The sequence below is a fragment of the Pseudomonas sp. FYR_5 genome (genome assembly GCF_043106315.1).
In the GTDB taxonomy this organism is placed as follows: Bacteria; Pseudomonadota; Gammaproteobacteria; order Pseudomonadales; family Pseudomonadaceae; genus Aquipseudomonas; species Aquipseudomonas putida_Y.
The window spans coordinates 40,436-62,296 of the sequence record NZ_JBICMK010000054.1 but is presented as its reverse complement, the minus strand read 5'-3'; the positions used below and the strand labels follow the sequence as shown (position 1 = coordinate 62,296).

The following is a 21,861-nucleotide window of genomic DNA, read 5'->3' as shown; positions in this document are numbered from 1 at the left end:
CTCAGGGTGCCTCGACCAGTTGCCCATCGCCACCCGGCACCAGCCGCATCAACGCGCCATGGCCAACCTCGACCTGCAGCAACTGCTCCCTGGGCAAGCCACGGGCACGGGCCAGTAACAGCCGCATCACGCCACCATGGGTCACCAGCAGCACGCGCTTGCCGGCATGCTGAAGGCGCAAACGCTCGACAGCCGCCAGCACCCGTTCGGCAAACGCCTCGACCGGCTCGCCATTGGGCGGTGTGAAGGCGTAAGGGTCGGCCCAGAAACGGCCCAGTGCATCGGCCTGGTGCTCCATGATCTGCGCGGCACTTTGGCCCTCCCAATCACCGAAGTGCAGTTCCTGCAGGGCGGGCTCACGCTGCACTGGCAGGTTCAACTGCGCACCCAGCTCATCGGCGAAACGCCCACAGCGCTGCAGCGGCGAGCTGACCAGCACCTGCCATGGACCGGCGTCGGCCACGGCGCGGCGCATCTGCACCCAGCCCTTGTCGGTCAAGGCATCATCAAGGCTGCCACGCAGGCCGCCCTGTTCCGTTTCACCATGGCGCAGCAAGTCGAGGATCATGCCGGGCGGTCCGCCACCGCGGCCTCGGCAAAGGTCGCCATCTGCCCATGCAGCGCACAGGCCAGGCGCAACAGCGGCACCGCCAGGGCAGCGCCACTGCCCTCACCCAGACGCAAGCCCAAGGCCAGCAAGGGTTCGGCCTGCAGCGCAGCAAGCAAGGTCTTGTGGCCGGGCTCAGCGCCCTGGTGAGCGAACAACAACCAGGCCCGACACTGCGGGTTGAGGCGCACTGCCACGAGCGCAGCGACACTGCAGATAAAGCCATCCACCAGCACCGCGACACCCGCCTGCGCGCAACCGAGGTAGGCACCGGCCAACGCCGCGATCTCGAAACCGCCAACACAAGCCAGTGCCTGCAACGGGTCTTCAGCGCGCAAGCCATGCAGTCGCAGCGCCCTCTCGATGACTTCGGCCTTGTGCTGCACCCCGGCGTTGTCCAGGCCGGTGCCTGGGCCGCTCAGCGCCGACGCCGGGCACCCTAGCAGAACACTGGCCAAAGCGGCGGCGGCGGTGGTGTTACCAATGCCCATCTCACCACCGATGAACAGCTGTGCGCCCTGTTCGGCAGCGCGCTGGGCACTGTCGCGGCCCGCCTGCAAGGCCGCTTGCAGCTGGTTTGCGGTCATCGCGGGCTGGCGGGCAAAGTTGGCAGTACCGGTGCCCAGACGTAGATGGCGCACGCCGGGCAGCTCCAGCTGCGCGTCAATGGTGCCCAGGTCGACCACGTCCAGGCTGGCCTGCAGCTGCCGCGCCAGCACACTGATCGCCGCGCCCCCGCCGACGAAGTTACATAGCATCTGCCCGGTCACCGCCTGCGGATAGGCCGAGATGCCCTCTTCGACCACGCCGTGGTCACCGGCAAAAATGCTGATGGCTACCTTATCCAGCGTTGGCCGTTCAAGCCCCTGAAGGCCAGCCAACTGAATGGCCAGCTCTTCAAGTTGGCCAAGCGAGCCAGCAGGTTTGGTCAGTTGCTGCTGACGGGCGCGGGCCTGGTCCATGGCGGCGTTGTCGAGGGGTTGGCAGGCGTCACGCCACCAGGCTTGGGTCATAGTGCAGGTCCTTTGAGGATTAAGGGCAGGCCGGCCACGGTCAACACGACACGCTGACAGCGTTCGGCCACGGCCTGGTGCAGCCAGCCGGCCAGGTCGACATAGCGCCGGGTCAGCTCGCCCATGGGTACGACGCCCAGGCCGGTTTCGTTACTGACCAGGATAAGGGTGCCAGGTAACTGCTCCAGGCACGCCAGCAGGGCATCACGCTCCTCGGCCAGGCGCTGGTCGTCGTCCAGCATCAACAAATTGGTCAGCCACAGGGTCAGGCAATCCACCAGCAGGCAGCGCCCTTCGGCCGCCTCGGCGCGCAGTACCGCAGCCAGGGCCAAGGGCTCTTCGATCAACCCCCAGTCATCCGGCCGACGCTGGCGATGCAGCAACACACGTTCGTTCATTTCACCATCCAGCGGCTGGCTGGTGGCGATGTAGGTCACCGGCAAGCCGCTGGCACTGGCCAACTGTTCAGCCAGGCGGCTTTTGCCAGACCGGGCACCACCGAGGATCAGGTTACGCATATCAGGCCACCCCACACAGCTGGCGCAATTGTGCGGTGTCCAGGTGCTTTTCCACCAGATCGGCCAGGCGCTCGATGTCGTGTTCGCGCAACGCTTCGTAGTCGATAACCTGCACATCCTCCAGCCCGGCCCAGCGCAATAGCGCGGCACACGACTGGCTGCCTTCGAACAGGCCATGCAGGTAGGTGGCGAGGATCTGGCCATCGGCACTGACTGCTCCATCATGGCGGCCATCAGCCAGTTGGACCGCGGGTTGCTCCAGAGCAGGCCCGGTGGTCACGCCAGCATGAATTTCATAACCGGTTACCGTTGCCGTCCCAAGGCTCAGTGTGCCGGCAACATTTCGCAGTTGCTTTTCGGCTTCGAGCACCGTGGCATAGTCGAGCAGGCCGAGCCCCAGGCTTGAACCTGCGCCCCCCTCCAGCCCCAGCGGATCATGCACTTCGCGCCCCAGCATCTGCAGGCCACCGCAGATACCGATCAGCTTGCCGCCATAACGCAGGTGCCGCTCGATAGCCTTGTCCCAACCGCGCTCGCGCAGTTGTGCCAGGTCGCCGCGTACGCTCTTGGAGCCCGGCAAGATGATGAGGTCGGCCGCCGGAATCGGCTGACCCGGGCCGATGAACTGCAAGTCCACCTGCGGGTGCAGGCGCAGCGGGTCGAAGTCGGTGTGGTTACTGATACGCGGCAGCACTGGCACGATCACCTTGAGCACACGCGCGTGCTTGACGCCCTGGCGCACATCGATGCCGTCTTCGGCTTCCAGGTGCAGGTCAGTAACGTAAGGCAGGACGCCCAGCACCGGTTTGCCGGTGCGTTGTTCCAGCCAGTCCAACCCTGGCTGCAGCAGGGCAATATCACCACGGAAGCGGTTGATGACAAAGCCTTTGACCCGTGCCTGCTCACTGGTCGACAGCAATTCCAGCGTGCCCACCAGATGGGCGAACACTCCACCGCGGTTGATGTCGGCCACCAGGATCACCGGGCAGTCCACCGCTTCGGCAAAGCCCATGTTGGCGATATCGCCGGCACGCAGGTTGATCTCAGCCGGCGAGCCCGCGCCCTCGACCATGACCACCGGGTACGCGGCACTCAGGCGCTGGTGAGAAGCCAGCACAGCCTGCATGGCCGTGGTCTTGTAGTCGTGGTAGGCCACTGCATTCATGCTGGTGACCGCGCGACCGTGGATGATGACCTGGGCGCCGGTGTCGCTGTTGGGCTTGAGCAGCACCGGGTTCATGTCGGTGTGCGGCTGTAGCCGGCAGGCCTGGGCCTGCACCGCCTGGGCACGGCCGATTTCACCGCCATCAGCCGTCACCGCGCTGTTCAGCGCCATGTTCTGTGGCTTGAATGGCACCACAGCGACACCCTGGCGCAACAGCCAGCGGCACAACGCGGTCACCAGTGTGCTCTTGCCTGCGTCGGAGGTGGTGCCTTGCACCATGAGGGTCGTCATGCCGTTTCCTTTTGATAAGTCGCCAAGGCGTGGGCCAGGCGCTGTTCGTCCGCGGCGCAGGCAGGCAACCCCAGGCGCACGGCCGCTGGCTGTTCGAACAACCGTACAAGGATGCCGCGCCGGGCGAGAAATTCATGCAGTCGCGCAGCGTGCTCGCTACGCACGTACTGGAACAGGTCGCAGCCGCCGCTGGGCGCCAGGCCGGCCCTGCGCAACATGTGCGCAAGCCGCTGGCTGGCAGCAGCACAGCGTTCGGCCTGCGCACGCTGGGCAGCTTGATCAGCCAGACTGGCCTGGGCCAGTACCCGGGTCGGGCCATTGACCGTCCAGGGTCCGAGCAGCTCGGCCAGGCGCAGCAGCAAGCTGCGTTCGGCGGCAACGAAGCCCAGGCGCACGCCGGCCAGGCCGAAGAACTTGCCAAACGAGCGCAGCACGATCAGTCCCGGGCGTTCGGCGCAGTCCACCACGCTGTCCGCCGGGGTGTTATCCATGAATGCTTCGTCGACCAGCAGCCAGCCACCGCGGGCAGCCAGGCGAGCATGCCAAGCCAGCAGACGTTCGCGCGATACCCGGTGGCCGGTCGGGTTGTTGGGGTTCACCAGCACCAGCACGTCGAGGCCGTCGAGCGCAGCCTCAACTTGCGCTTCATCCAGCGCCAGCAGTTGGTGCCCCGCCCGTTGCCAGGCATAGGGATGTTCGGCATAGCACGGCGTCAGCACGCCTACCCGGGCGGCTGTACGCAGCAGCGGCAAGGCCTGGATCGCGGCCTGGGAGCCGGCGACCGGCAGCAACTGGCGGGCGCCGTAATACGCGCGCGCGGCGTCCTCCAGGCCGTCCTCGGTTTCCGGCAGACGGGCCCAGGCGTCGACGGGAATCGGCGGGATCGGGAATGGCCAGGGCGCAATGCCGCTGGACAGGTCGAGCCACTGCTCACGGGGGATACCGTATTGCTGCACCGCGCGAAGCAGGCGGCCACCATGTTCAAGCATTGATATAGGCCCCCAGGCAAATCACCAGCAGCCACAGCCACACGCCGCGCTGCACCAGTTGCCAGCCGCGCTCGATGGCATCGGCATCAGCCACTGGCCCCTCGCCCAGGCGCGGCCGCTCATGCAGTTCGCCGTGGTACACCGCCGGGCCACCCAGCGCCACGCCCAGCGCACCGGCGCCAGCAGCCATCACCGGCCCGGCGTTGGGGCTGTCCCACAGCGGCCCCTGCTTGCGCCAGCAGGCCAGGGCCAGACGAGTTTTGCCCAACAGGGCATACGTCAGGGCCACCAGCCTTGCAGGTATATAGTTGAGCACATCGTCGATGCGCGCCGCGCACCAGCCAAAGCGCTCGAAACGTTCGTTACGGTAACCCCACATGGCATCCAGCGTGTTGCTAAGGCGGTACAGCACCACGCCGGGCGCACCGGCCACCACAAACCAGAACAACGCGGCGAACACTGCATCGCTGCCGTTCTCCAGCACCGACTCGGTGGCCGCTCGGGCCACCGCTGGTTCGTCCAGTTCGCGCGTTTCGCGGCTGACCAGGTAGCCAACCCGGCGCCGCGCCTCCGCCAGATCGCCCTGGCGCAAAGCGTTGGCCACCGGCAGCACATGCTCGCCCAGGCTGCGCAGCCCCACGGCGCAGTAAAGCGCCAGCACGTCAACCAGCCAGCCGATATACGGCAGCCACGAAAGGATCAGTGCCACCAGGGTCAGCGGCACCACCGCCAGGAACCACGCACTCACGCCGTGGCTGCGCCAGCCACGCCCGCCAGCATTCAGACGGCGCTCAAGGTTGCCGGCCATGTTGCCGAAGGCCACCAAGGGGTGGCGGCGCTGTGGTTCGCCCAGCAAGGCGTCCAGGGCCACCCCGGCCACGGTCAGCAAGGCCACGCTCATTGACGCTCTCCCCATTGGTTTTCGTAAAGCATTTCACTCAGGGGCCGCTCTTCGGCCCAGCTTTCCTGCACCAACATCGGCACCGGATAGAACTCGGCGACCGGCCCAAGGCACAGAACCGCCACCGGCTTGGCACCGCCGGGCATGCCCAGCAACGTGGCCAACGCCTGCGGGTCGAACAGCGACACCCAGCCCATGCCCAGCCCTTCGCCACGCGCGGCCAGCCACAGGTTCTGGATGGCACAGGCCAGCGAGGCCAGGTCCATCTCCGGCAGGGTGCGGCGGCCGAAGATGTGTGATTCGCGGTTGTCCATCAAGGCCGCCACCAGCAGCTCGGCACAATCGTTTATGCCCTCCACTTTCAGCTTCATGAAGGCATCGGATCGCTCGCCCAATGCCTCGGCCGTGCGTATCCGCTCCGCCTCCACCAAGGCCTGGATGCGCCCGCGCAGGTCACGCCGGGTGATACGGATAAATCGCCACGGCTGCATAAGCCCCACACTGGGCGCCTGATGCGCGGCGGCCAGCAGGCGGCCAAGCAGTTCGGGCGCTACCTGGCCACCGGCGAAATGGCGCATGTCGCGGCGCTCGCCGATGGCCCGGTAGATTGCGGCGCGCTCGGCGTCGCTATAGGCGTGATCACTCATGGTCGCAACAGCGCCGCCGCCGCATCCGGGCAGGAAGGGAAATAGAAGTGCACGTAGGAGGCCGTGAGCCGGCCCAGACGATAAACCGCCTCGTTGCCTCGCCCACCGTTGGGGCTCAGACCGCGGGCAATCGGTTCCAGCGCAGTACTGGTCAGCGAATGGTGATAGGTGTGACCGCGCAAGGTCCCTTCCGGCAGCTCCACCGCCTGCAGCGCCAGGGCGGCCAGGCGCTTCTGCATGGTCGCCTCGCCCGGCAGCAGGCCGAGCAGTTCGGCACGTTCACCGGCCACGTCAGTCAAGGCATCGAGCAGGTACAGCATGCCGCCGCACTCGGCCAGCAATGGCTTGCCCTGCGCGTGGTGGGCGCGGATCGCTTCGCACATCGGTGCGTTGGCGGCCAGCGCATGGTGATGCAGCTCTGGATAACCACCCGGCAGATACAGGCTGTCTACTGCCGGCAGTTCGCGGTCGTGCAGCGGCGAGAAGAACACCAGCCTGGCACCAAGGTTGCGCAGCAGGTCGAGGTTAGCGCCATACGTGAAGGCGAACGCTTCGTCCCGCGCCACGCCAATGCGCACACCGGCCAGCGAGGCAACGCAGGCTTGCGGTTCGGGTTCGGCAAAGCTTACTGGCGGCGGCAACGCCGCATCGCAACTGGCGCCCAGCGCTTCGGCAGCAGCGTCCAGCCGGGTGTCCAGGTCATTCAGCTCGCTGGCCTGCACCAGGCCCAGGTGGCGGCTAGGCAGCTCGATGCCGCGCTCGCGGGACAAGCCGCCATACCAGCGCAAGCCTTCGGTCAGGCTGCCTTCCAGCAGTTGCGCATGGCGCAGGCTACCGACCCGATTGGCCAGCACGCCGGCGAACGGCAGGTCGGCCTGGTACCGCGCCAAGCCCAGGGCCAGGGCGCCGAAGGTCTGGGCCATGGCTGTGCCGTCGATCACCGCCAGCACCGGCACGCCAAAGTGGCGCGCCAGGTCGGCGCTCGAAGGGGTGCCGTCGAACAGCCCCATCACCCCTTCGATGAGGATCAGGTCAGCTTCGCCGGCTGCTTCCCACAGCAGACGACGGCTTTCCTCCGCACCGATCATCCACAGATCCAGCTGATACACCGGCGCGCCACTGGCCCGTTCGAGAATCATCGGGTCAAGAAAGTCGGGCCCGCACTTGAACACCCGCACCTTGCGCCCGAGGTTGCGGTGCAGGCGGGCCAGGGCAGCAGTGACGGTTGTCTTGCCCTGGCCAGAGGCCGGTGCCGCGATCAACACGGCGGGGCAGTGGCGCGATCGACTCACAGTTCGACGCCTTTCTGCGCGCGGATACCAGCCTGGAAGGCATGCTTGAGCATACCCATTTCGGTCACGGTATCAGCCAGTTCGATCATCTCGGGCTTCGCAGCGCGGCCAGTGACAATCACATGCTGCATGGGCGGGCGGGCCTGAATGTCGGACAGTACCTGGTCCAGGTCGAGGTAACCATGCTTGAGCGCGATGTTGAGCTCGTCCAGCACCACGAACTGCACACCTGGGTCCTGCAGCAACTGGCGCGACACCGCCCAGGCGGCTTGCGCGGCAGCGATGTCACGCTGGCGGTCCTGTGTTTCCCAGGTAAAGCCCTCGCCCATCACGTGGTAGCGCACCTGTTCGGGGAAGCGACGGAAGAACAGCTCCTCGCCGGTGCTGTTGCGCCCTTTGATGAACTGCACCACACCGCATTGCATGCCGTGGCCCAAGGCGCGCGCGAGCATGCCGAAGGCCGAACTGCTCTTGCCCTTGCCGTTGCCGGTCAGCACCAGCAGCAGGCCACATTCGTTAGGGGAATTGGCGATGCGTTCGTCGATGACCGCCTTCTTGCGCTGCATGCGCGCCAGGTGGCGTTCGTCGCGTTCGGTGGATTCGCTCATCAGGGTTCTCCGCTGGCTGGCACCACGGCAATGCGCGGCGACAGGTAATAGGCAGGCAAACGGAGAGCGCGCAGAGGCCATGGCAGGAAGCCACGGTGCACCGCGCATCACCCTCCGTGATGCCGTTGGCAGTATCAGGCCGGTCTCCGGGCTTGTGAGTGGGCCTCGGCCCTGGCCTGCGCGCCTTCCCGGATGCTGGCATCCAGTGGCCCTGCGCGGCCTTTTACTCATCCACCGTTGCGGGGGCAGCGCCGGAATCGCGCCATGCTGGCACCCACCGGCTTCCCAGTTTCACCCTGCCCAGTCGGGGCTGGCAGGGCACCTGAAACACGCCGCGAAGGTTAGAGGGTTGTACCGGGAGCGTCAATCGAAGCGGGTGACGCCGCCAAAGTATGCCTGGCCCGCTCTGAACGCCCGGCCCCTGCGCTGCGCCCGGCCTTCCGAAGTAGCAATCTGCGTTGCCTGAACTACCGTGCACTTAGATGCAAAAGTCGAGGCACGAGCAAGAACAAGCCTCTCAGAGGCTGCTGGATCGACGGGGGCGCCGAGGGGAACCCGACGACCCCAGCCCCCTCTCAGTTCAACAGGCCTTCTTTGGAGGACGCCGCCTATGAAATGCCTCATGTCTTGGTTAATCGCAGCCAGCCTGGCAGGCTGCGGCGAGACGGCGCTGCTGGACGTGCGCGAGGGCAGCGGACCAACGCCCAAGCTGCCTGCCCCTGTCACGACCTTGATCCCCACCGTAAATATCGCCCCCGCAGTCGGCTGGCCCAAGGGTATGAAACCGACCGCAGCACCTGGCACCCAAGTCGCAGCGTTCGCCAAAAGCCTCGATCACCCACGCTGGCTCTATTTGCTGCCCAACGGCGATGTGCTGGTGGCCGAGACCAACGCGCCGGCCAAACCCGAAGATGGCAAGGGCATTCGCGGCTGGGTCATGGGCAAGGCGATGAAACGTGCCGGCGCTACCGTACCCAGTGCCAACCGTATCACCCTGCTGCGCGATGCCGATCAGGATGGCGTGGCAGAAGTCCGCAGCGTTTTCATCAAAGGCCTCAACTCCCCCTTCGGCATGACACTGGTGGGCAAGAACTTGTACGTGGCGGAAACAGACAGGCTGCTGCGCTTTCACTATGAATCTGGCGCCCTACAGATTGACGATGAAGGCCACCCGGTGACCGAGCTACCCGGCGGCCCTCTGAACCACCACTGGACCAAGAACGTGATCGCAAGCCCTGATGGCAGGAAGCTCTACGTGACGGTTGGCTCGAACAGCAACGTGGGGGAAAACGGCATGGACAAGGAGCAAGGGCGTGCCGCGATCTGGGAGATAGACCCCGCCAGCGGCAAGCACCGGCTGTTCGCCACCGGCTTGCGCAACCCCAACGGACTGGCCTGGGAGCCGCACAGCGAAGTGTTGTGGACAGCGGTCAACGAGCGTGACGAACTCGGCAGCGACCTGGTGCCGGACTATATCACCTCGGTGAAAGACGGCGGCTTCTATGGCTGGCCCTACAGTTACTATGGGCAACACGTAGACCAACGAGTACACCCGCAGGCCCCGCAAAAGGTGGCCGAGGCACTGGTGCCGGACTATGCGGTCGGCCCGCATACTGCATCCTTGGGGCTGGCATTCATCGGACCAGGCGTGTTGCCGTCGCCTTTCGAACAAGGGGCATTGGTGGGCCAGCACGGGTCGTGGAACCGCAAACCACACAGTGGCTACAAAGTGCTGTTCGTGCCCTTCGACGGATCAGGCAAACCTGCGGGCCGCCCCATAGACCTGCTAACGGGCTTTCTCGATAAAGAAGGCAAGGCGATGGGTCGGCCGGTGGGCGTGATCCAGGACGGTCAAGGCGGGATACTGGTGGCCGACGATGTCGGCAATGTGATCTGGCGGGTGAGCAAAGCCCCCTGAATCTCGGCAGCCTGTATCGGTCCCGAGCTCAGCGGGGCCGATACAGGTATCGATATCAGGGATTCTGCGCCAGATGCCCTTGAGGAATCACCCGCTTGGCCTGCAGGTAGGCCTTGGCCCAGTAGCTGTTTGACAGGTAGTCCAGGCGCACGGTACCACCGGTGGACGGTGCATGCACGAAGCGCCCGTCCCCTACATAGATGCCCGCATGGCTGACCTGCGAGCCACCATTGGTGGCAAAGAACACCAGGTCACCGGACTGCAGTGAACTGGCATCCACCGTCGGTGCGCGCATGACGATCATCTCTCGCGTCGAGCGCGGCAGACTGATGCCTGCAGCATCACGGTACACATATTTGATCAGGCCGCTGCAGTCGAAGCCGGAGTCCGGCGTATTGCCACCCCAACGATAAGGCGTGCCAACCAGACCAATGGCACGAATCAGCACGTCATCGGCAACCGGCGAAGGATTGGGCTGGCTATAGGTAACCTGTGGCTGTACCACAGGGGCCGGCGCAGGCGCACGGCTGGAACATGCAGCCAGCAAGGCTGCCAAGGAGAGAAATGCGAAGCGCGCCATTTTTACCATGGCCAGAACATCCTGTCTGAGACCGCTGCGCTGCAGCCGAAAAGAGTTGAGAATTTAGATTAGACGCTTTCTGTAAATGCGCACGGCGGTGTGCTTTTTTTCAAAGCATCACCGCCGCGGCAGGGTACATCATTTTGATATCAGTTGCGCGCGATGTTGGTCGGCGCCATGGCCAAGGCTCGCTTGGCTTCGATGAAGGTCTTGCTCCAGTAGCGATCACCGAGGTTGTCGATGCGTACACCGCCGCTGCGGCGGCTGCTGGAGTGGATGAACTGGTTGTCACCCAGGTAGATACCGGCATGGCTCACCCGGCCGCGGCCATTGGTGCTGAAGAACAGCAAATCACCTGGCTTGAGTTTGTTGCGGGCCACTTTCGGCGCATCGACCTTGATCATCTCACGCGTGGAGCGCGGCAGCGTCATGCCCGCCTCTTCGCGGAACAGGTAACCGATGAAGCCACTGCAGTCGAAGCCGGACTTTTCCGAGGTACCACCGAAACGGTAGCGGGTGCCGATCAACGACATACCGCGCTCGAGAATGCTGTCAGCCAGAACGGGCAGTTGGTAAGGCTTGCTGCCGGAGAAAGACGAAAGGTCATCTTCGGTGGCCAGCTCTTCCGGCTCACCGAATACCGCCGAGGAAGAGGCTTTGGCCTTGATAGCCGATTGTGCGGTGACCGGGGTGTGATCCTGGGGCTGAGATACCGGGCCTTGGGCCGCGCAGCCAAAAAGCAGGGTCACGAGTGCGAGTGGCACGAGGGGTGCGAAGCGCTTCAGCATGGGCACGACCGTGTCTGTAATCCTTTAGAAGGGTGAGACTATGCCCTCTATCATGGCCATTTGCAAATTTTATCGAAAAAGATGTGACTTTTTTGCGCCACCGCTCTGGCCCAGTGTTTTCAGGGGGTTACCAGCCGAGGGTTTCCTTGAGAAAAGGAATGGTGAGCTTGCGTTGTGCCTGCAGCGACGCCTGATCGAGGCGCTCGAGCAAGTCGAACAACGCGCTCATGCTCCGCGCCCCGCGGGTGAGGATGAAATGGCCGACTTCGTCGGTCAGGTGCAGGCCACGGCGCGAAGCACGCAGTTGCAACGCGCGCAGCTTGTCTTCATCAGACAGGCCGCGCATCTGGAACACCAGGGCCAGGGTCAAGCGCGACTTCAGGTCCGGCAGCTTGATCGGCAGCTCGCGCGGTGATGCCGAGGCTGCCAGCAGCAAGCGGCGGCCGCTGTCGCGCAGGCGGTTGAACAGGTGGAACATGGCCTCTTCCCAATCAGCCTTGCCGGCGATCACATGCAAATCGTCGATGCACACCAGTTCGTACTGGGCCAGGTAGTCGAGCAGTTCTACGCCGCGATCGAGCAGTTGCGCCAGTGGCAGGTAGACAGCAGGTTCGCCACGTTGCTGGAAGCGATGGGTGGCGGCCTGCAGCAGGTGGGAACGGCCAACACCTTGTTTGCCCCACAGGTAGATAAGGCTCTCGGTCCAGCCGGCGTCGGCTTCGCATAACCGCTCGACGTAACCCAATGCCGCAGCATTGGCGCCCGGATAGTAGTTGATGAAGGTGGCGTCATCGCGCAGGCGCACACCCAGGGGCAACTGGATCGGTGGTTTCATGCTCGCGGGCGGTCGGCAGGACCGCGGGGGGCCTTTGGTGAACAATGTGCAAAGTCTATACCTGCAACGCGGGGCGCACAATCTCGACTGCGGATAGGGCAAGCAAAATCAACAAGTTGCGTTTTGCAAGCGACCTGCGGATGCGGGGCGCGAAAAGGCTCAAGACAAAACGCGTGGCGTTCAAAGCTCCGGGTCGATATTTCCGGCGTACATGTCCGATTCCTTGTACAGAGCATGCACATGCCGCAGCAGCACCATGATCACCGCCGCCACCGGCAGCGCCAGCAGCACGCCGGTAAAGCCGAACAGTTCACCACCCGCGAGGATGGCAAAGATGACCGCAACCGGGTGCAGGCCGATGCGATCGCCCACCAGCAGCGGGGTCAGTACCATACCCTCCAGCGCCTGCCCGACCATGAACACCGCAACGATGCCCAGCATCGGGTACAGGTCGCCACCGAACTGGAACAGGCCGGCCACCAGCGCGGCACCAATGCCAATGATGAAGCCCATGTATGGCACGATGGCCGCAAGACCTGCAAGCATGCCGATCAGCAGACCGAGCTCGAGCCCCACCAGCATAAGGCCGGCTGAATAGATGATGCCCAGGGCCAGCATCACCATCAGTTGCCCGCGCACGAATGCGCCCAGCACTTCATGGCATTCACCTGCCAGGCCCATCACTTGCGTCTCGCGCTGGCGCGGCAGCAGGCTGCGCAGCTTGCCCATCATCAGGTCCCAATCGCGCAGCAGATAGAAGCCCACTACCGGGATCAGCACCATGTTGGCCAGCCAGGCCACCAACGCCAGGCCTGAGGCGGTAGCCTGGGACAGCAGCATGCTGACGATATCGGTGGTCTGCCCCATGTGCGCGCCGATGGCGGCCTTGATCTTGTCGAATTTCCAGAAACCATCGGCCAGGCCAAGGCGGCCCTGTACCCACGGCAGCGCTACATGCTCAAGCCAGTCGAGCACCTGCGGCGCCAATTCGTACAGGCGCACCAACTGCTTGGCCAGCATCGGCACAAGCACCAGCAACAAGGCCAATAGCACCAGGGTGAACAGGCCGAACACCACCACTACACCCCAGGTACGCGATAGCCCCAGGCGCTCGAGGCGATCGACCAGCGGGTCGGCCAGGTAGGCCAGCATGATGCCAACCAGGAACGGCGTAAGAATATTGTGCAGGCTATAAAGCAGCACAGCGATCAGCAGCGCAACACCCAGCCAGATCCAGCGACGCATGTCAGTCACGGCAAGCGCCCCTTACCAGCGAAAACGCAAGCCGTCGAACGGCGTGGGTGCTGGCTGCGCAGGCGCGGGCTGCCCGGCAGCGGCGTCCACTGCCGGTGCTGGCGTGGCTGGCACTGCCGATGCCTGCTCTACCGGCACCTCCTGCAGTTTGGCCAGGCCAAGCTGGGCACGCAGCTGATCACGATTGCCAGTGACCCCGTAGGTCAAGGTCGTGCCTTCGGCCGCCTGCAAGCGTGGGCCATAGGGCTCCAGCACGCGGGCCAGTTCGGCGTAGCGCTGCAGGTTCATGCCCTGCACTTGCACCTGCAATTGGCGGCCGGCACCCGGCCGGGTAACGTAGCGCGGCGCCAGGCGGCTGCTTACCGCCAGCATCACCGCGTCAGCCAAGGCTGTCGGGTCGGCACCCTCGGCATTGCCCTGCTCACGCTGGTCGCCCAGCCACAGCTGCCACTTGCCCTGCCACTTGCCGTCGGCTTCCTGTGCATGTACCGCCAGCAAAGCATCGGCGCCGTAGCGCTCGGATGCTTCGCGCAACTGCGCCGGGTCGCTGCCTTCGATCTGCCTGGCATTGGCAACCAGTTGCTCCTGCAAGTCGGCCAGCGGCAAGCGCAGCGGCAGACCGCGGTGCTGGGCGGCGCGGCGCAGGGGTTGGGCACTGACCTGGCCATCACCGACCAGGTTGCTGCCCTCAACAGTGTCGTTCAACCACCACCCCAGTATTGAAGGCCGATTACTGCCCCATAGCGCCAGGCCAGCCTTGCGCAAGGCCCGCTCGGTACTACCAGGGTCGAACTCGACCACTATCGACTCGGGCGGGCCGGCTTCGCTGCCCACCTGGTTGATGATTTGCCGAGGGTCCTTGCGCAGCTCGGCCAACGCAGGGCTTTGCACTGCCTTTGGGTCACCGGTCAGACGCAGCACCAGCGTGTCCAGGGCTTTGACCGTGGCCGCGGTACGGGCTTCAGCGCCCGGCCCGGAGACCGGTTCGCGCACCTGATAAAGGCCTGAGACATTTTCAGCCAGGGCAGTGGCCGAGATCAGGGCCAGGCAACCGGCTGCCAGAATATTGAACAAACGCATGGAGGATTCCTGTCCAGTTACCGCAATGCCTATACCTTATACACGGGGGCGCCAGGTAACCAGCCGCGGGGCGTGAAAGATTGCTTGCGGGTGTTGTAGGGCCTACCGGTGTTCGCGTTGAACGGCGCAGCGCCGGTGAGATCGCGCACCGCCCGCGCGGCGCATGGCTGTTCCCTCAAGGCGAACGTCCCAACTAATTATCTTTTTCATGCCCTGCCCGTCGGCCTGAGGATGGCCGCTGCACGGCAACCCTGATAAAATCGCGCGCCTTCACAGACTACTGACGTTTCAGGCAGCCGCCGCTTACCAGCCGGCCTTGGCCGTCATGGTCGTTTTTAAGAATCCCTCCCTCCTAAAGGCCTGGATCAATGAGCAAGCAACCCTCCCTGAGCTACAAGGACGCCGGTGTAGACATCGACGCCGGCGAAGCACTGGTCGAACGCATCAAGGGCGTGGCAAAACGCACCGCACGCCCTGAAGTCATGGGTGGCCTGGGTGGCTTCGGCGCCCTCTGCGAGATCCCGGCCGGCTACAAGCAGCCGGTGCTGGTCTCCGGCACCGACGGCGTCGGTACCAAGCTGCGCCTGGCACTTAACCTGAACAAGCACGACAGCATTGGCCAGGACCTGGTCGCCATGTGTGTCAACGACCTGGTCGTCTGCGGCGCCGAGCCGCTGTTCTTCCTCGACTACTACGCCACTGGCAAGCTGAACGTTGACGTGGCCGCCACCGTGGTCACCGGCATCGGCGCCGGTTGCGAACTGGCCGGCTGCTCGCTGGTCGGTGGTGAAACCGCCGAAATGCCTGGCATGTACGAAGGTGAAGACTACGACCTGGCCGGTTTCTGCGTAGGTGTGGTGGAAAAGGCCGAAATCATCGACGGCTCCAAGGTTGCCACCGGCGACGCGCTGATCGCCCTGCCGTCCTCGGGCCCGCACTCCAACGGCTACTCGCTGATCCGCAAGATCCTCGAAGTCTCGGCTACCGATATCGAGAACACCCAGCTGGACGGCAAGCCGCTGACCGACCTGCTGATGGCGCCGACCCGCATCTACGTCAAGCCGCTGCTGCAGCTGATCAAGAACACTGGCGCAGTCAAGGCCATGGCCCACATCACCGGCGGCGGCCTGTTGGACAACATCCCGCGCGTACTGCCGAAAAACGCCCAGGCCGTGGTTGACGTGGCCAGCTGGCAGCGACCGGCGGTGTTCGACTTCCTGCAGGAAAAAGGCAACGTCGACGAGCACGAAATGCACCGCGTACTGAACTGCGGTGTGGGCATGGTCATCTGCGTGGCCCAGGACCAGGTCGAAGCCGCCCTGAACGAACTGCGCGCCGCCGGTGAGCAGCCATGGGTAATCGGCCACATCGCCGAAGCCGCCGAAGGCGCTGCCCAGGTCGAGCTGCAGAACCTCAAGGCACACTGATGCCGAGCAATGCCTGCAATGTAGTGGTACTGCTGTCGGGCTCCGGCAGCAACCTGCAAGCCCTGATCGACAGCTGCCAAGGGCAGGACAGCCCGGTGCGTATCCGCGCGGTGGTCTCCAACCGCGCCGATGCCTACGGCCTGCAACGCGCCGCAGCGGCCGGCATCGACAGCGTCGTGCTCGACCACACCCAGTTCAACGGCCGTGAAGCCTTCGATGCCGCGCTGATGGCGCGCATCGACGGCTTTGCCCCGGACCTGGTGGTGCTGGCCGGCTTCATGCGCATCCTCAGTGGCGGCTTCGTGCGCCACTATCAGGGCCGCCTGCTCAACATCCACCCATCGCTGCTGCCCAAGTACAAGGGCCTGCATACTCATCGCCGGGCGTTGGAAGCTGGCGACGCCGAGCATGGCTGCAGCGTACACTTCGTGACTGAGGAACTCGATGGCGGCCCACTGGTCGTACAGGCTGTGGTACCGGTGGCGTCTGATGACACCGTCGAAAGCCTGGCACAGCGGGTACACCATCAGGAACACCTGATCTACCCACTGGCGGTGCGCTGGTTCGCTGAAGGGCGCTTGCGTCTTGGCGAACAGGGTGCATTACTGGACGGCCAGCCACTGGCGGCCAGCGGTCACTTGATTCGATCCTAGGAGAATTTATGCGTCGCGCCCTGCTCTTGGCTCTCGCCGTGCTCGCCCTGCCCCTCCAGGCAGCTGATCTGAAGCCCTTCTCGGCCAGCTACACGGCCGACTGGAAACAGCTGCCCATGAGCGGCACCGCCGAGCGCAGCCTGGTCAAAAATGCCAACGGTACCTGGGACCTTAATTTCAAGGCTTCCATGATGATCGCCAGCCTGACCGAGCAAAGCACCCTGCGCATGGAAAACGACACCCTGCTGCCGCAGAAGTACCACTTCGAGCGCGGCGGCCTGGGCAAGGCCAAGAAGGTCGACCTGGACTTCGACTGGAGCACCAAGAAGGTCACCGGCAGCGACCGTGGCGATGCCGTCAGCCTGCCACTGAACCGCGGCGTACTGGACAAGTCGTCCTACCAGCTGGCCCTGCAGCACGACGTGGCCGCGGGCAAGAAAAGCATGACCTACCAGGTGGTCGACGGCGACGAAATCGACACCTACGACTTCCGCGTGCTGGGCACCGAAAAGGTCACCACCAAGACCGGCCAGGTCGATGCAGTGAAGGTCGAGCGCGTGCGCGATCCAAGCCAGAGCAAGCGCATCACCGAGCTATGGTTTGCCAAGAACTGGGACTACCTGCTGGTGCAATTGCGCCAGGTAGAGACCGATGGCAAGGAGTACGTGATCGTGCTGCAGGATGGCACGGTCGATGGCAAGCCGGTGAAGGGCAACTGATCCGGCACTGCCTGCAACACCTGAAGCCCTGCCCAGTGCGGGGCTTTTCTTTGCTGCGAAGAAGCCCATCGAGGCAGCACACCTCCCAGCTTCATGAAACTTGTTTCATGCCTGTTTTATTTACTTAGTCTGCTAACAAACTCTATAAAGAAGACGTGCGACACACTGTCGCAGCCATCTTGAAGAAGTGGAGTTTAACGATGACTGTCCAAGTAACCGAACGCGACGAATCGAAAATGTCCCACGAAGGCCTGGCCGCTGGCGTGCGGATCTGGGATGTGTACCAACAAGGCCAACTGGTGGGCATGTTCCATAACGAACACGAAGCGCACCAATACCGCGTTGAGCTTGAAGACCTGGAAAACCAGCGCGCTACACAATGACCCAGCGCATTGCCGCGAATCCCTGATTCACCCGGGCTCGAAGAACAACCCCACAATACTGCGGCAGTGCCGGAGCCTTGTGGGGTTGCCATGACAGGGTCTACACCGACCCGAAACGCACCTCCACCGACAGGCTGCCCAGGTTATCGCTCAGGCCAGCCCCGTAACGGCCGTCCAAGTCGTCATTGATGCACAATTGCAACTCTCCCTGCTGGCCACGCGGCAATTGCATCTGGTTGCCGACCAGGAACGGCACGCCGCTGTTGCCGATACGCCCGATCAACGCCCCTTCGTTCTGCCCCGGCAGGGTGTAGCCCTGCTTGGCGATCAACGCTGGGTTGCCCTGCGCGCCAACCATGCCGGTGGCCGGGTTGGCCGTCCACTGCCCGCCCGTACAGACCGCCAACTGCCAGCTCTGCCCATTGATCTGCATGCCCGTGCCCTGCCATGCCTGGTTGGCCTGCACCTGTACGGTACGCTTGAGCAGGTCGCTGGCCACCACATCGGCGGCCTGGAAGGTCAACGCGGTGATGGTCAAGGTCGGGTTGGCGGTGCCGGTGGTGGGGAACACACCGTCGCCGACCAGGAACAGGTTGGGGTGGTCCCAGCTGCGCTGGTCCTTGTCCACCACCGACTTGGTGCGGTCCGAGCCCATGCGGTAGGTGCCCATCAGGTGGCCAGCGCCGTAGAACGCGTAGTTTTGGCCGTCGTACTCGAACACCGTTTGCGAGCCGGGCTCGAGCTTAGGGTTCAGGTCGGTCAGCTCGGTGGCGCCCATCAGCTCGGTGATGATGTGCGTGGCGGCCAGGCGCGCTTGCTTGAAACCCTCCTTGGTGTAGTCGGACAGTTCGTAGGTGATCTGTGGCCGAGGCAGGCCCAGGCCGTCGGTGAACTCCGTGCTCCTCTCCACCCGGCACAGCGCTTTGTCCGGGTCTTTCTCCACCTGCTCGACCAAGAAGCCCAGACGGAATTGGCGGGTCAGCACGCTGTTGAGCTGCTGCACCAGCGCCTGGCCGGACAATGCCAGCTTGTTGGGGTTAGCGCCGCCGTGGTTGGTCCCGTCGATGAAATCGCAGACCGAGGTGTAGGGGTCGTTCACCGACCAGTTCCAGCCCTCGTTGCCGATTTCGATACGCCAGGCGGCACGCTGGCTGCGGAACGGGCCATCGCGCATGTCCTCGATCCCCGAGGTGGACAATGGCCCACGGAACGGGAACAGCGGCTTGCCTTCGGGCATCAGGCCCCAGGCCAGGTACACCGGGTGGTCAGCCAACGCCTGGCCGACCTGGCCGCTGCTGTTGGCGACCCCTTTAGGGCTGTTCGGGCCGATGGAGTTGAGCAGCAGCTTCGGTGTTTCGATCGCGTGGGCGGCAATCACGTAGCGCTTGCCCTGGGCCGTGCCGTTCTGGCGCGCGCCGTTGTTCTGATACTGGATGAAGTCGATTCCCGTGACCCCATTGGCATCGACCTGCACCTGGCTTGCCACGGTCTGGTAGAGGATGCGCACGTTGCCGGTATCCAGTGCCTTGGCCATGGTCACGGTGGCATCGTACTTGGCCTGGATCGGGCAGATCGGTGTGCAACTGGTGTTGCCTGCACACACCCGACGGCCGTTATCATTCTGCGAGTTGCGCCCGGCCGGGGTCTGCCGGACATTGAGGGTGACACCTGGGTACGGCTTGCCGTCGGGCCCCTTCTCCGGGCTCTGGTATACCGTGCCCGTGACGTTCTCGCCCAGGCCTTGGTCGACCAGCGACGGCGGGATGCCATGCATGCTGTATTTGTAGCCATGCGGGAACGTCACGCCCAGGTAAGTCTGCGAGGCGACATCGGCGGACACGCCCATCTCCTCTTCGGCGCGGCAATAGGCGGTCTGCAGATCGTCGTAACTGATCGGCCAGTCGACCCCGACGTTGTACGCAGTGCGCATGCGAAAGTCGTTGGGCAACAGGCGCAGGGCCGTGCCCATCCAGTGCCACATGGTGCCGCCACCTACCCGCTCGTAAGTGCTGGCGAACAGTTGCGGTCCCTTCTGCACCAGGTAGCTTTTCTGCGCCTTGTCCGGGTCTTGGCTACCCGCGGTGATCAGGTCCTGGATGGTCGCCCGTGGCGCGAACTGCGTGGCCGGGGTCTGCTCGCTCTGTTCAGGTGGGTACGGCGATTCGGGCGCTTTGAGCACCGCGGTGTAGAAGCGCTCCAGGTACTCGCTGCGATTGGGCGGAATGGCCGGGCCCGATTCGAGCACCAGCACTTTCAACCCGGCCAGGCCCAACTGGTAGGCCATGACACTGCCGGCCATGCCGGCGCCCACCACGATCACATCGGCGGTTTCGATGTTCTGGGTTTGTACATTGCTCATGGCTGCTGCCCTTCCTTGGCGTCGACTCCGGTGAATTGCTTGAGGGTCGGTGGCTGCTCTCCCCAGTATCCGAAGTGGAACTGGCTGTAGCCCATGGGATGGGATTGGGCGATCTTCCACGCCCAGCTCTCCTTGTAGGCCTGGTCGGAGACCACGCGCGTGTCACCCGTGCGCGCGTTGCCCAGGTCGTAGGGTTGGTACCAACTGCCGAGCAGCCACAGCTTCATGATCGAGCGGGCGCCCTGGGCGATTTGCGGGTTCGCGTTATCGAGCACGGCGCTGGCGATTTGCGCGGGCGGCTGGCTCTGGATGCTGGCGTACAGCTCCAGCAGGCTGCTGAACGCCTCGAGGCCCATGCCTTGCTGGGCGGTGGCGAAGAACACCGGCGGCAGGTTGATCGGGTCGACGGAAGGCGCCAGCAGCTTGGCCGACAGGCCAGTGAGCACGGCGGACAAGCCGATGAAGTTTTGCAGGTTCTGGTCGCTCATGGCATCACTCCTTGGCGCCGGTGGATTGGGCACGTTCAAGCAGGAAAGTGAAATCGGCGAAGCTGGTGCGCGGTGACTGGGTCACGCGAGTGGTCGCGTTGTTGTGGCACTCCATGCAGCTGGACGAGGCCTGCGGGGTGGTGCCCTGGTTGTAGGTCTCCAGGGTGGCGTTGGCCAGGAAGTTCGGCGCAGGCGTACCTAACGGGTTGGTCGGTGACGGCACCTGGCAGTCATCGGCCGGGGCGGTGGGCCACTGGGTGCTGATCAGGTGGTAGTTGGCCCACACCGTGCCCTTGAGCGCACCTTGCCACTGTGCGTTGAGCTGTTGGGTGGCGGCGGTGATGGGAATTTCACGCACGATCTGCGAGGGGATGGCCTTCTTCGACGGGTCCCACGGTTGCGCGGGCGGCTCGTTCACCGGGCGGTCGCTGGCCTGGGCGTCGTAGAACAGGTAGGGCCCCTTGCGCTCGTTCATGGGCGTGGTCTTTTCCGGCACGTTGCGCACGTGCTCGAACGTCGACCATACCCACTGTGGTGCACCTTCGGTCTTGTGCACGATGTGCAGGCCTACCAGCCCGACCTTCTGCGCATTGCACGACTCGGGGATCAGCGCCCCCTTGTTCGGGTCGGCGTTGCCGGGGGTGTAGACCAGCGCGTCGACGGCGTGGAACTCCTGCGGGTTGTCGCTGCCATCGAGCACTTTCCAGGCCGACTTGACCATGATCGCACCGACCTGCTGGGCCTTCTGCGAACCACAGGCGAAAGCGATGCGGTTGTCAGCCTTGCTCAGGAACGCTTGCTGGCCTTCCTTGCTGTACAGGCCATTGTTGACGATGTCATCGAACATCGGCTTGTTGACCATGATCGCGTTGCGCGTGTAGGTGCCGCTTTGGTCGACCAACGGGCCGGTCTTGAACGGCTGGATGAACTCATCGAGCACGCCGGCGACCTTGCCCATCTGCTGCAGCACCGGCAAGTCACCCTTGCCTTGGCAGGCTGCGGGCACGGGTGCCTGCTGATCCCAGGCAACGGGTTTCTGTCCCTTGGGCAGGAAGATCTCGTAGCTCTCTTTCCACGACTCCCACACCGTCTTGCCGGGTGCGCCGATCTGCGCCGAGGTGTTGGCGCTGCCGTCGGCGTTGGCGGGCCAGTTCAGGGCGACGAAGGTCTGCCACGACAGCACGTCGAAATCGTGTTGCAGGTTGTCCAGGGTGAAAGGGGGATTGGCGGTAACGTCGAAGGGAATCGCAGGTGACAGCACCGGCGGACTGGCCGCATCGGCCATGGCGAACGCGCTGGTGAAACTTGCACCCAGGCACGCCAACCGTTTCAGGGTTATTTTCATT

22 protein-coding genes and 1 riboswitch are annotated in these 21,861 nt (G+C 64.2%); of the genes, 5 read left to right on the top strand and 17 right to left on the bottom strand.

The window, feature by feature from the left end:
- Nucleotide 1 precedes the first annotated feature (1 nt).
- Genes ACF8RA_RS08160 through cobO form a run of 9 tightly spaced genes read right to left on the bottom strand, consistent with a single transcriptional unit; the run spans nucleotide 2 to nucleotide 8,031 of the window.
- Complete coding sequence (locus tag ACF8RA_RS08160) at nucleotides 2-568, bottom strand: histidine phosphatase family protein (RefSeq protein ID WP_392460832.1); 567 nt, start codon at nucleotides 566-568, stop codon at nucleotides 2-4.
- Nucleotides 565-1,620, bottom strand: coding sequence for a nicotinate-nucleotide--dimethylbenzimidazole phosphoribosyltransferase (gene cobT, locus ACF8RA_RS08155; RefSeq protein ID WP_176685480.1), 1,056 nt, complete (start codon nucleotides 1,618-1,620; stop codon nucleotides 565-567). Before cobT ends, ACF8RA_RS08160 begins: the two co-directional genes overlap by 4 nt.
- The gene (gene cobU / locus ACF8RA_RS08150) at nucleotides 1,617-2,138 is read right to left on the bottom strand and encodes a bifunctional adenosylcobinamide kinase/adenosylcobinamide-phosphate guanylyltransferase (protein WP_176685481.1); all 522 of its coding nucleotides are present in this window, start codon (nucleotides 2,136-2,138) and stop codon (nucleotides 1,617-1,619) included. Before cobU ends, cobT begins: the two co-directional genes overlap by 4 nt.
- A 1-nt stretch (nucleotide 2,139) precedes the next feature.
- Nucleotides 2,140-3,594: a cobyric acid synthase gene (locus ACF8RA_RS08145; RefSeq protein ID WP_392519010.1), complete on the bottom strand. Its 1,455-nt coding sequence runs from the start codon at nucleotides 3,592-3,594 to the stop codon at nucleotides 2,140-2,142.
- Nucleotides 3,591-4,583, bottom strand: a complete 993-nt coding sequence (gene cobD, locus ACF8RA_RS08140; protein WP_392519008.1) for a threonine-phosphate decarboxylase CobD — start codon at nucleotides 4,581-4,583, stop codon at nucleotides 3,591-3,593. The genes ACF8RA_RS08145 and cobD overlap by 4 nt, the downstream gene beginning before the upstream one ends.
- On the bottom strand, nucleotides 4,576-5,484 hold the full coding sequence (gene cbiB, locus ACF8RA_RS08135; RefSeq protein ID WP_176685484.1) for an adenosylcobinamide-phosphate synthase CbiB: 909 nt from the start codon (nucleotides 5,482-5,484) through the stop codon (nucleotides 4,576-4,578). The genes cobD and cbiB overlap by 8 nt, the downstream gene beginning before the upstream one ends.
- Nucleotides 5,481-6,131, bottom strand: coding sequence for a 5,6-dimethylbenzimidazole synthase (gene bluB / locus ACF8RA_RS08130; protein WP_392519005.1), 651 nt, complete (start codon nucleotides 6,129-6,131; stop codon nucleotides 5,481-5,483). Before bluB ends, cbiB begins: the two co-directional genes overlap by 4 nt.
- Nucleotides 6,128-7,423, bottom strand: coding sequence for a cobyrinate a,c-diamide synthase (locus tag ACF8RA_RS08125; RefSeq protein ID WP_392460829.1), 1,296 nt, complete (start codon nucleotides 7,421-7,423; stop codon nucleotides 6,128-6,130). The genes bluB and ACF8RA_RS08125 overlap by 4 nt, the downstream gene beginning before the upstream one ends.
- Complete coding sequence (cobO, locus tag ACF8RA_RS08120) at nucleotides 7,420-8,031, bottom strand: cob(I)yrinic acid a,c-diamide adenosyltransferase (protein WP_014754250.1); 612 nt, start codon at nucleotides 8,029-8,031, stop codon at nucleotides 7,420-7,422. Before cobO ends, ACF8RA_RS08125 begins: the two co-directional genes overlap by 4 nt.
- Before the next feature lie 119 nt (nucleotides 8,032-8,150).
- A riboswitch (cobalamin riboswitch) is annotated at nucleotides 8,151-8,372 on the bottom strand.
- Between the two features lie 269 nt (nucleotides 8,373-8,641).
- Here cobO and ACF8RA_RS08115 point away from each other — a divergent pair.
- Nucleotides 8,642-9,949, top strand: a complete 1,308-nt coding sequence (locus ACF8RA_RS08115; protein WP_392514990.1) for a PQQ-dependent sugar dehydrogenase — start codon at nucleotides 8,642-8,644, stop codon at nucleotides 9,947-9,949.
- A 55-nt stretch (nucleotides 9,950-10,004) separates the two neighbouring features.
- Here the strand turns inward: ACF8RA_RS08115 and ACF8RA_RS08110 are convergent, their stop codons facing one another.
- The 5 genes from ACF8RA_RS08110 to ACF8RA_RS08090 all read right to left on the bottom strand — a co-directional run bounded on the left by ACF8RA_RS08110 (nucleotide 10,005) and on the right by ACF8RA_RS08090 (nucleotide 14,486).
- Entirely contained in the window at nucleotides 10,005-10,538 is a 534-nt protein-coding gene (locus tag ACF8RA_RS08110; protein ID WP_176685488.1) for a C40 family peptidase, read from the bottom strand.
- A 140-nt stretch (nucleotides 10,539-10,678) separates the two neighbouring features.
- Nucleotides 10,679-11,317, bottom strand: a complete 639-nt coding sequence (locus ACF8RA_RS08105; RefSeq protein ID WP_209964040.1) for a C40 family peptidase — start codon at nucleotides 11,315-11,317, stop codon at nucleotides 10,679-10,681.
- A 127-nt stretch (nucleotides 11,318-11,444) separates the two neighbouring features.
- A complete protein-coding gene (gene hda, locus ACF8RA_RS08100; RefSeq protein WP_003252443.1) occupies nucleotides 11,445-12,152 on the bottom strand; it encodes a DnaA regulatory inactivator Hda in 708 nt (235 codons plus the stop codon).
- 180 nt (nucleotides 12,153-12,332) lie between these two features.
- A complete protein-coding gene (locus ACF8RA_RS08095; protein ID WP_176685489.1) occupies nucleotides 12,333-13,406 on the bottom strand; it encodes an AI-2E family transporter in 1,074 nt (357 codons plus the stop codon).
- A 12-nt stretch (nucleotides 13,407-13,418) separates the two neighbouring features.
- Nucleotides 13,419-14,486, bottom strand: a complete 1,068-nt coding sequence (locus ACF8RA_RS08090; protein ID WP_392460827.1) for a DUF2066 domain-containing protein — start codon at nucleotides 14,484-14,486, stop codon at nucleotides 13,419-13,421.
- A gap of 368 nt (nucleotides 14,487-14,854) precedes the next feature.
- Here ACF8RA_RS08090 and purM point away from each other — a divergent pair, with 368 nt between their 5' ends.
- From purM to ACF8RA_RS08070, 4 genes are all read left to right on the top strand, one after another.
- Nucleotides 14,855-15,913: a phosphoribosylformylglycinamidine cyclo-ligase gene (gene purM, locus ACF8RA_RS08085; RefSeq protein ID WP_003252437.1), complete on the top strand. Its 1,059-nt coding sequence runs from the start codon at nucleotides 14,855-14,857 to the stop codon at nucleotides 15,911-15,913.
- Nucleotides 15,913-16,566 carry a phosphoribosylglycinamide formyltransferase gene (gene purN / locus ACF8RA_RS08080; protein ID WP_176685491.1) on the top strand — a complete coding sequence of 218 codons (654 nt, stop codon included), beginning with the start codon at nucleotides 15,913-15,915 and terminating at the stop codon, nucleotides 16,564-16,566. The genes purM and purN overlap by 1 nt, the downstream gene beginning before the upstream one ends.
- An 8-nt stretch (nucleotides 16,567-16,574) precedes the next feature.
- A complete protein-coding gene (locus ACF8RA_RS08075) occupies nucleotides 16,575-17,285 on the top strand; it encodes a DUF3108 domain-containing protein (protein WP_176685492.1) in 711 nt (236 codons plus the stop codon).
- A 200-nt stretch (nucleotides 17,286-17,485) separates the two neighbouring features.
- A complete protein-coding gene (locus ACF8RA_RS08070) occupies nucleotides 17,486-17,668 on the top strand; it encodes a hypothetical protein (RefSeq protein WP_021782528.1) in 183 nt (60 codons plus the stop codon).
- 100 nt (nucleotides 17,669-17,768) lie between these two features.
- Here ACF8RA_RS08070 and ACF8RA_RS08065 read toward each other — a convergent pair whose 3' ends face one another.
- Genes ACF8RA_RS08065 through ACF8RA_RS08055 form a run of 3 tightly spaced genes read right to left on the bottom strand, consistent with a single transcriptional unit; the run spans nucleotide 17,769 to nucleotide 21,860 of the window.
- Complete coding sequence (locus ACF8RA_RS08065; protein ID WP_392519001.1) at nucleotides 17,769-20,027, bottom strand: GMC oxidoreductase; 2,259 nt, start codon at nucleotides 20,025-20,027, stop codon at nucleotides 17,769-17,771.
- A complete protein-coding gene (locus ACF8RA_RS08060; RefSeq protein ID WP_104962419.1) occupies nucleotides 20,024-20,515 on the bottom strand; it encodes a sorbitol dehydrogenase in 492 nt (163 codons plus the stop codon). The genes ACF8RA_RS08065 and ACF8RA_RS08060 overlap by 4 nt, the downstream gene beginning before the upstream one ends.
- Nucleotides 20,516-20,519: 4 nt before the next feature.
- On the bottom strand, nucleotides 20,520-21,860 hold the full coding sequence (locus tag ACF8RA_RS08055) for a cytochrome C (RefSeq protein ID WP_176685494.1): 1,341 nt from the start codon (nucleotides 21,858-21,860) through the stop codon (nucleotides 20,520-20,522).
- Between the last annotated feature and the right edge of the window lies 1 nt (nucleotide 21,861).

Coding starts and splice junctions, on each gene's coding strand:
- bluB (WP_392519005.1), bottom strand. CDS start 6,131: ATGAGTGATCACGCCTATAGCGACGCCGAGCGCGCCGCAATCTACCGG.
- ACF8RA_RS08065 (WP_392519001.1), bottom strand. CDS start 20,027: ATGAGCAATGTACAAACCCAGAACATCGAAACCGCCGATGTGATCGTG.
- ACF8RA_RS08145 (WP_392519010.1), bottom strand. CDS start 3,594: ATGACGACCCTCATGGTGCAAGGCACCACCTCCGACGCAGGCAAGAGC.
- ACF8RA_RS08055 (WP_176685494.1), bottom strand. CDS start 21,860: ATGAAAATAACCCTGAAACGGTTGGCGTGCCTGGGTGCAAGTTTCACC.
- cobD (WP_392519008.1), bottom strand. CDS start 4,583: ATGCTTGAACATGGTGGCCGCCTGCTTCGCGCGGTGCAGCAATACGGT.
- ACF8RA_RS08115 (WP_392514990.1), top strand. CDS start 8,642: ATGAAATGCCTCATGTCTTGGTTAATCGCAGCCAGCCTGGCAGGCTGC.
- cobO (WP_014754250.1), bottom strand. CDS start 8,031: ATGAGCGAATCCACCGAACGCGACGAACGCCACCTGGCGCGCATGCAG.
- hda (WP_003252443.1), bottom strand. CDS start 12,152: ATGAAACCACCGATCCAGTTGCCCCTGGGTGTGCGCCTGCGCGATGAC.
- ACF8RA_RS08060 (WP_104962419.1), bottom strand. CDS start 20,515: ATGAGCGACCAGAACCTGCAAAACTTCATCGGCTTGTCCGCCGTGCTC.
- ACF8RA_RS08075 (WP_176685492.1), top strand. CDS start 16,575: ATGCGTCGCGCCCTGCTCTTGGCTCTCGCCGTGCTCGCCCTGCCCCTC.
- ACF8RA_RS08090 (WP_392460827.1), bottom strand. CDS start 14,486: ATGCGTTTGTTCAATATTCTGGCAGCCGGTTGCCTGGCCCTGATCTCG.
- ACF8RA_RS08110 (WP_176685488.1), bottom strand. CDS start 10,538: ATGGTAAAAATGGCGCGCTTCGCATTTCTCTCCTTGGCAGCCTTGCTG.
- cobU (WP_176685481.1), bottom strand. CDS start 2,138: ATGCGTAACCTGATCCTCGGTGGTGCCCGGTCTGGCAAAAGCCGCCTG.
- cbiB (WP_176685484.1), bottom strand. CDS start 5,484: ATGAGCGTGGCCTTGCTGACCGTGGCCGGGGTGGCCCTGGACGCCTTG.
- cobT (WP_176685480.1), bottom strand. CDS start 1,620: ATGACCCAAGCCTGGTGGCGTGACGCCTGCCAACCCCTCGACAACGCC.
- purM (WP_003252437.1), top strand. CDS start 14,855: ATGAGCAAGCAACCCTCCCTGAGCTACAAGGACGCCGGTGTAGACATC.
- purN (WP_176685491.1), top strand. CDS start 15,913: ATGCCGAGCAATGCCTGCAATGTAGTGGTACTGCTGTCGGGCTCCGGC.
- ACF8RA_RS08070 (WP_021782528.1), top strand. CDS start 17,486: ATGACTGTCCAAGTAACCGAACGCGACGAATCGAAAATGTCCCACGAA.
- ACF8RA_RS08160 (WP_392460832.1), bottom strand. CDS start 568: ATGATCCTCGACTTGCTGCGCCATGGTGAAACGGAACAGGGCGGCCTG.
- ACF8RA_RS08105 (WP_209964040.1), bottom strand. CDS start 11,317: ATGCTGAAGCGCTTCGCACCCCTCGTGCCACTCGCACTCGTGACCCTG.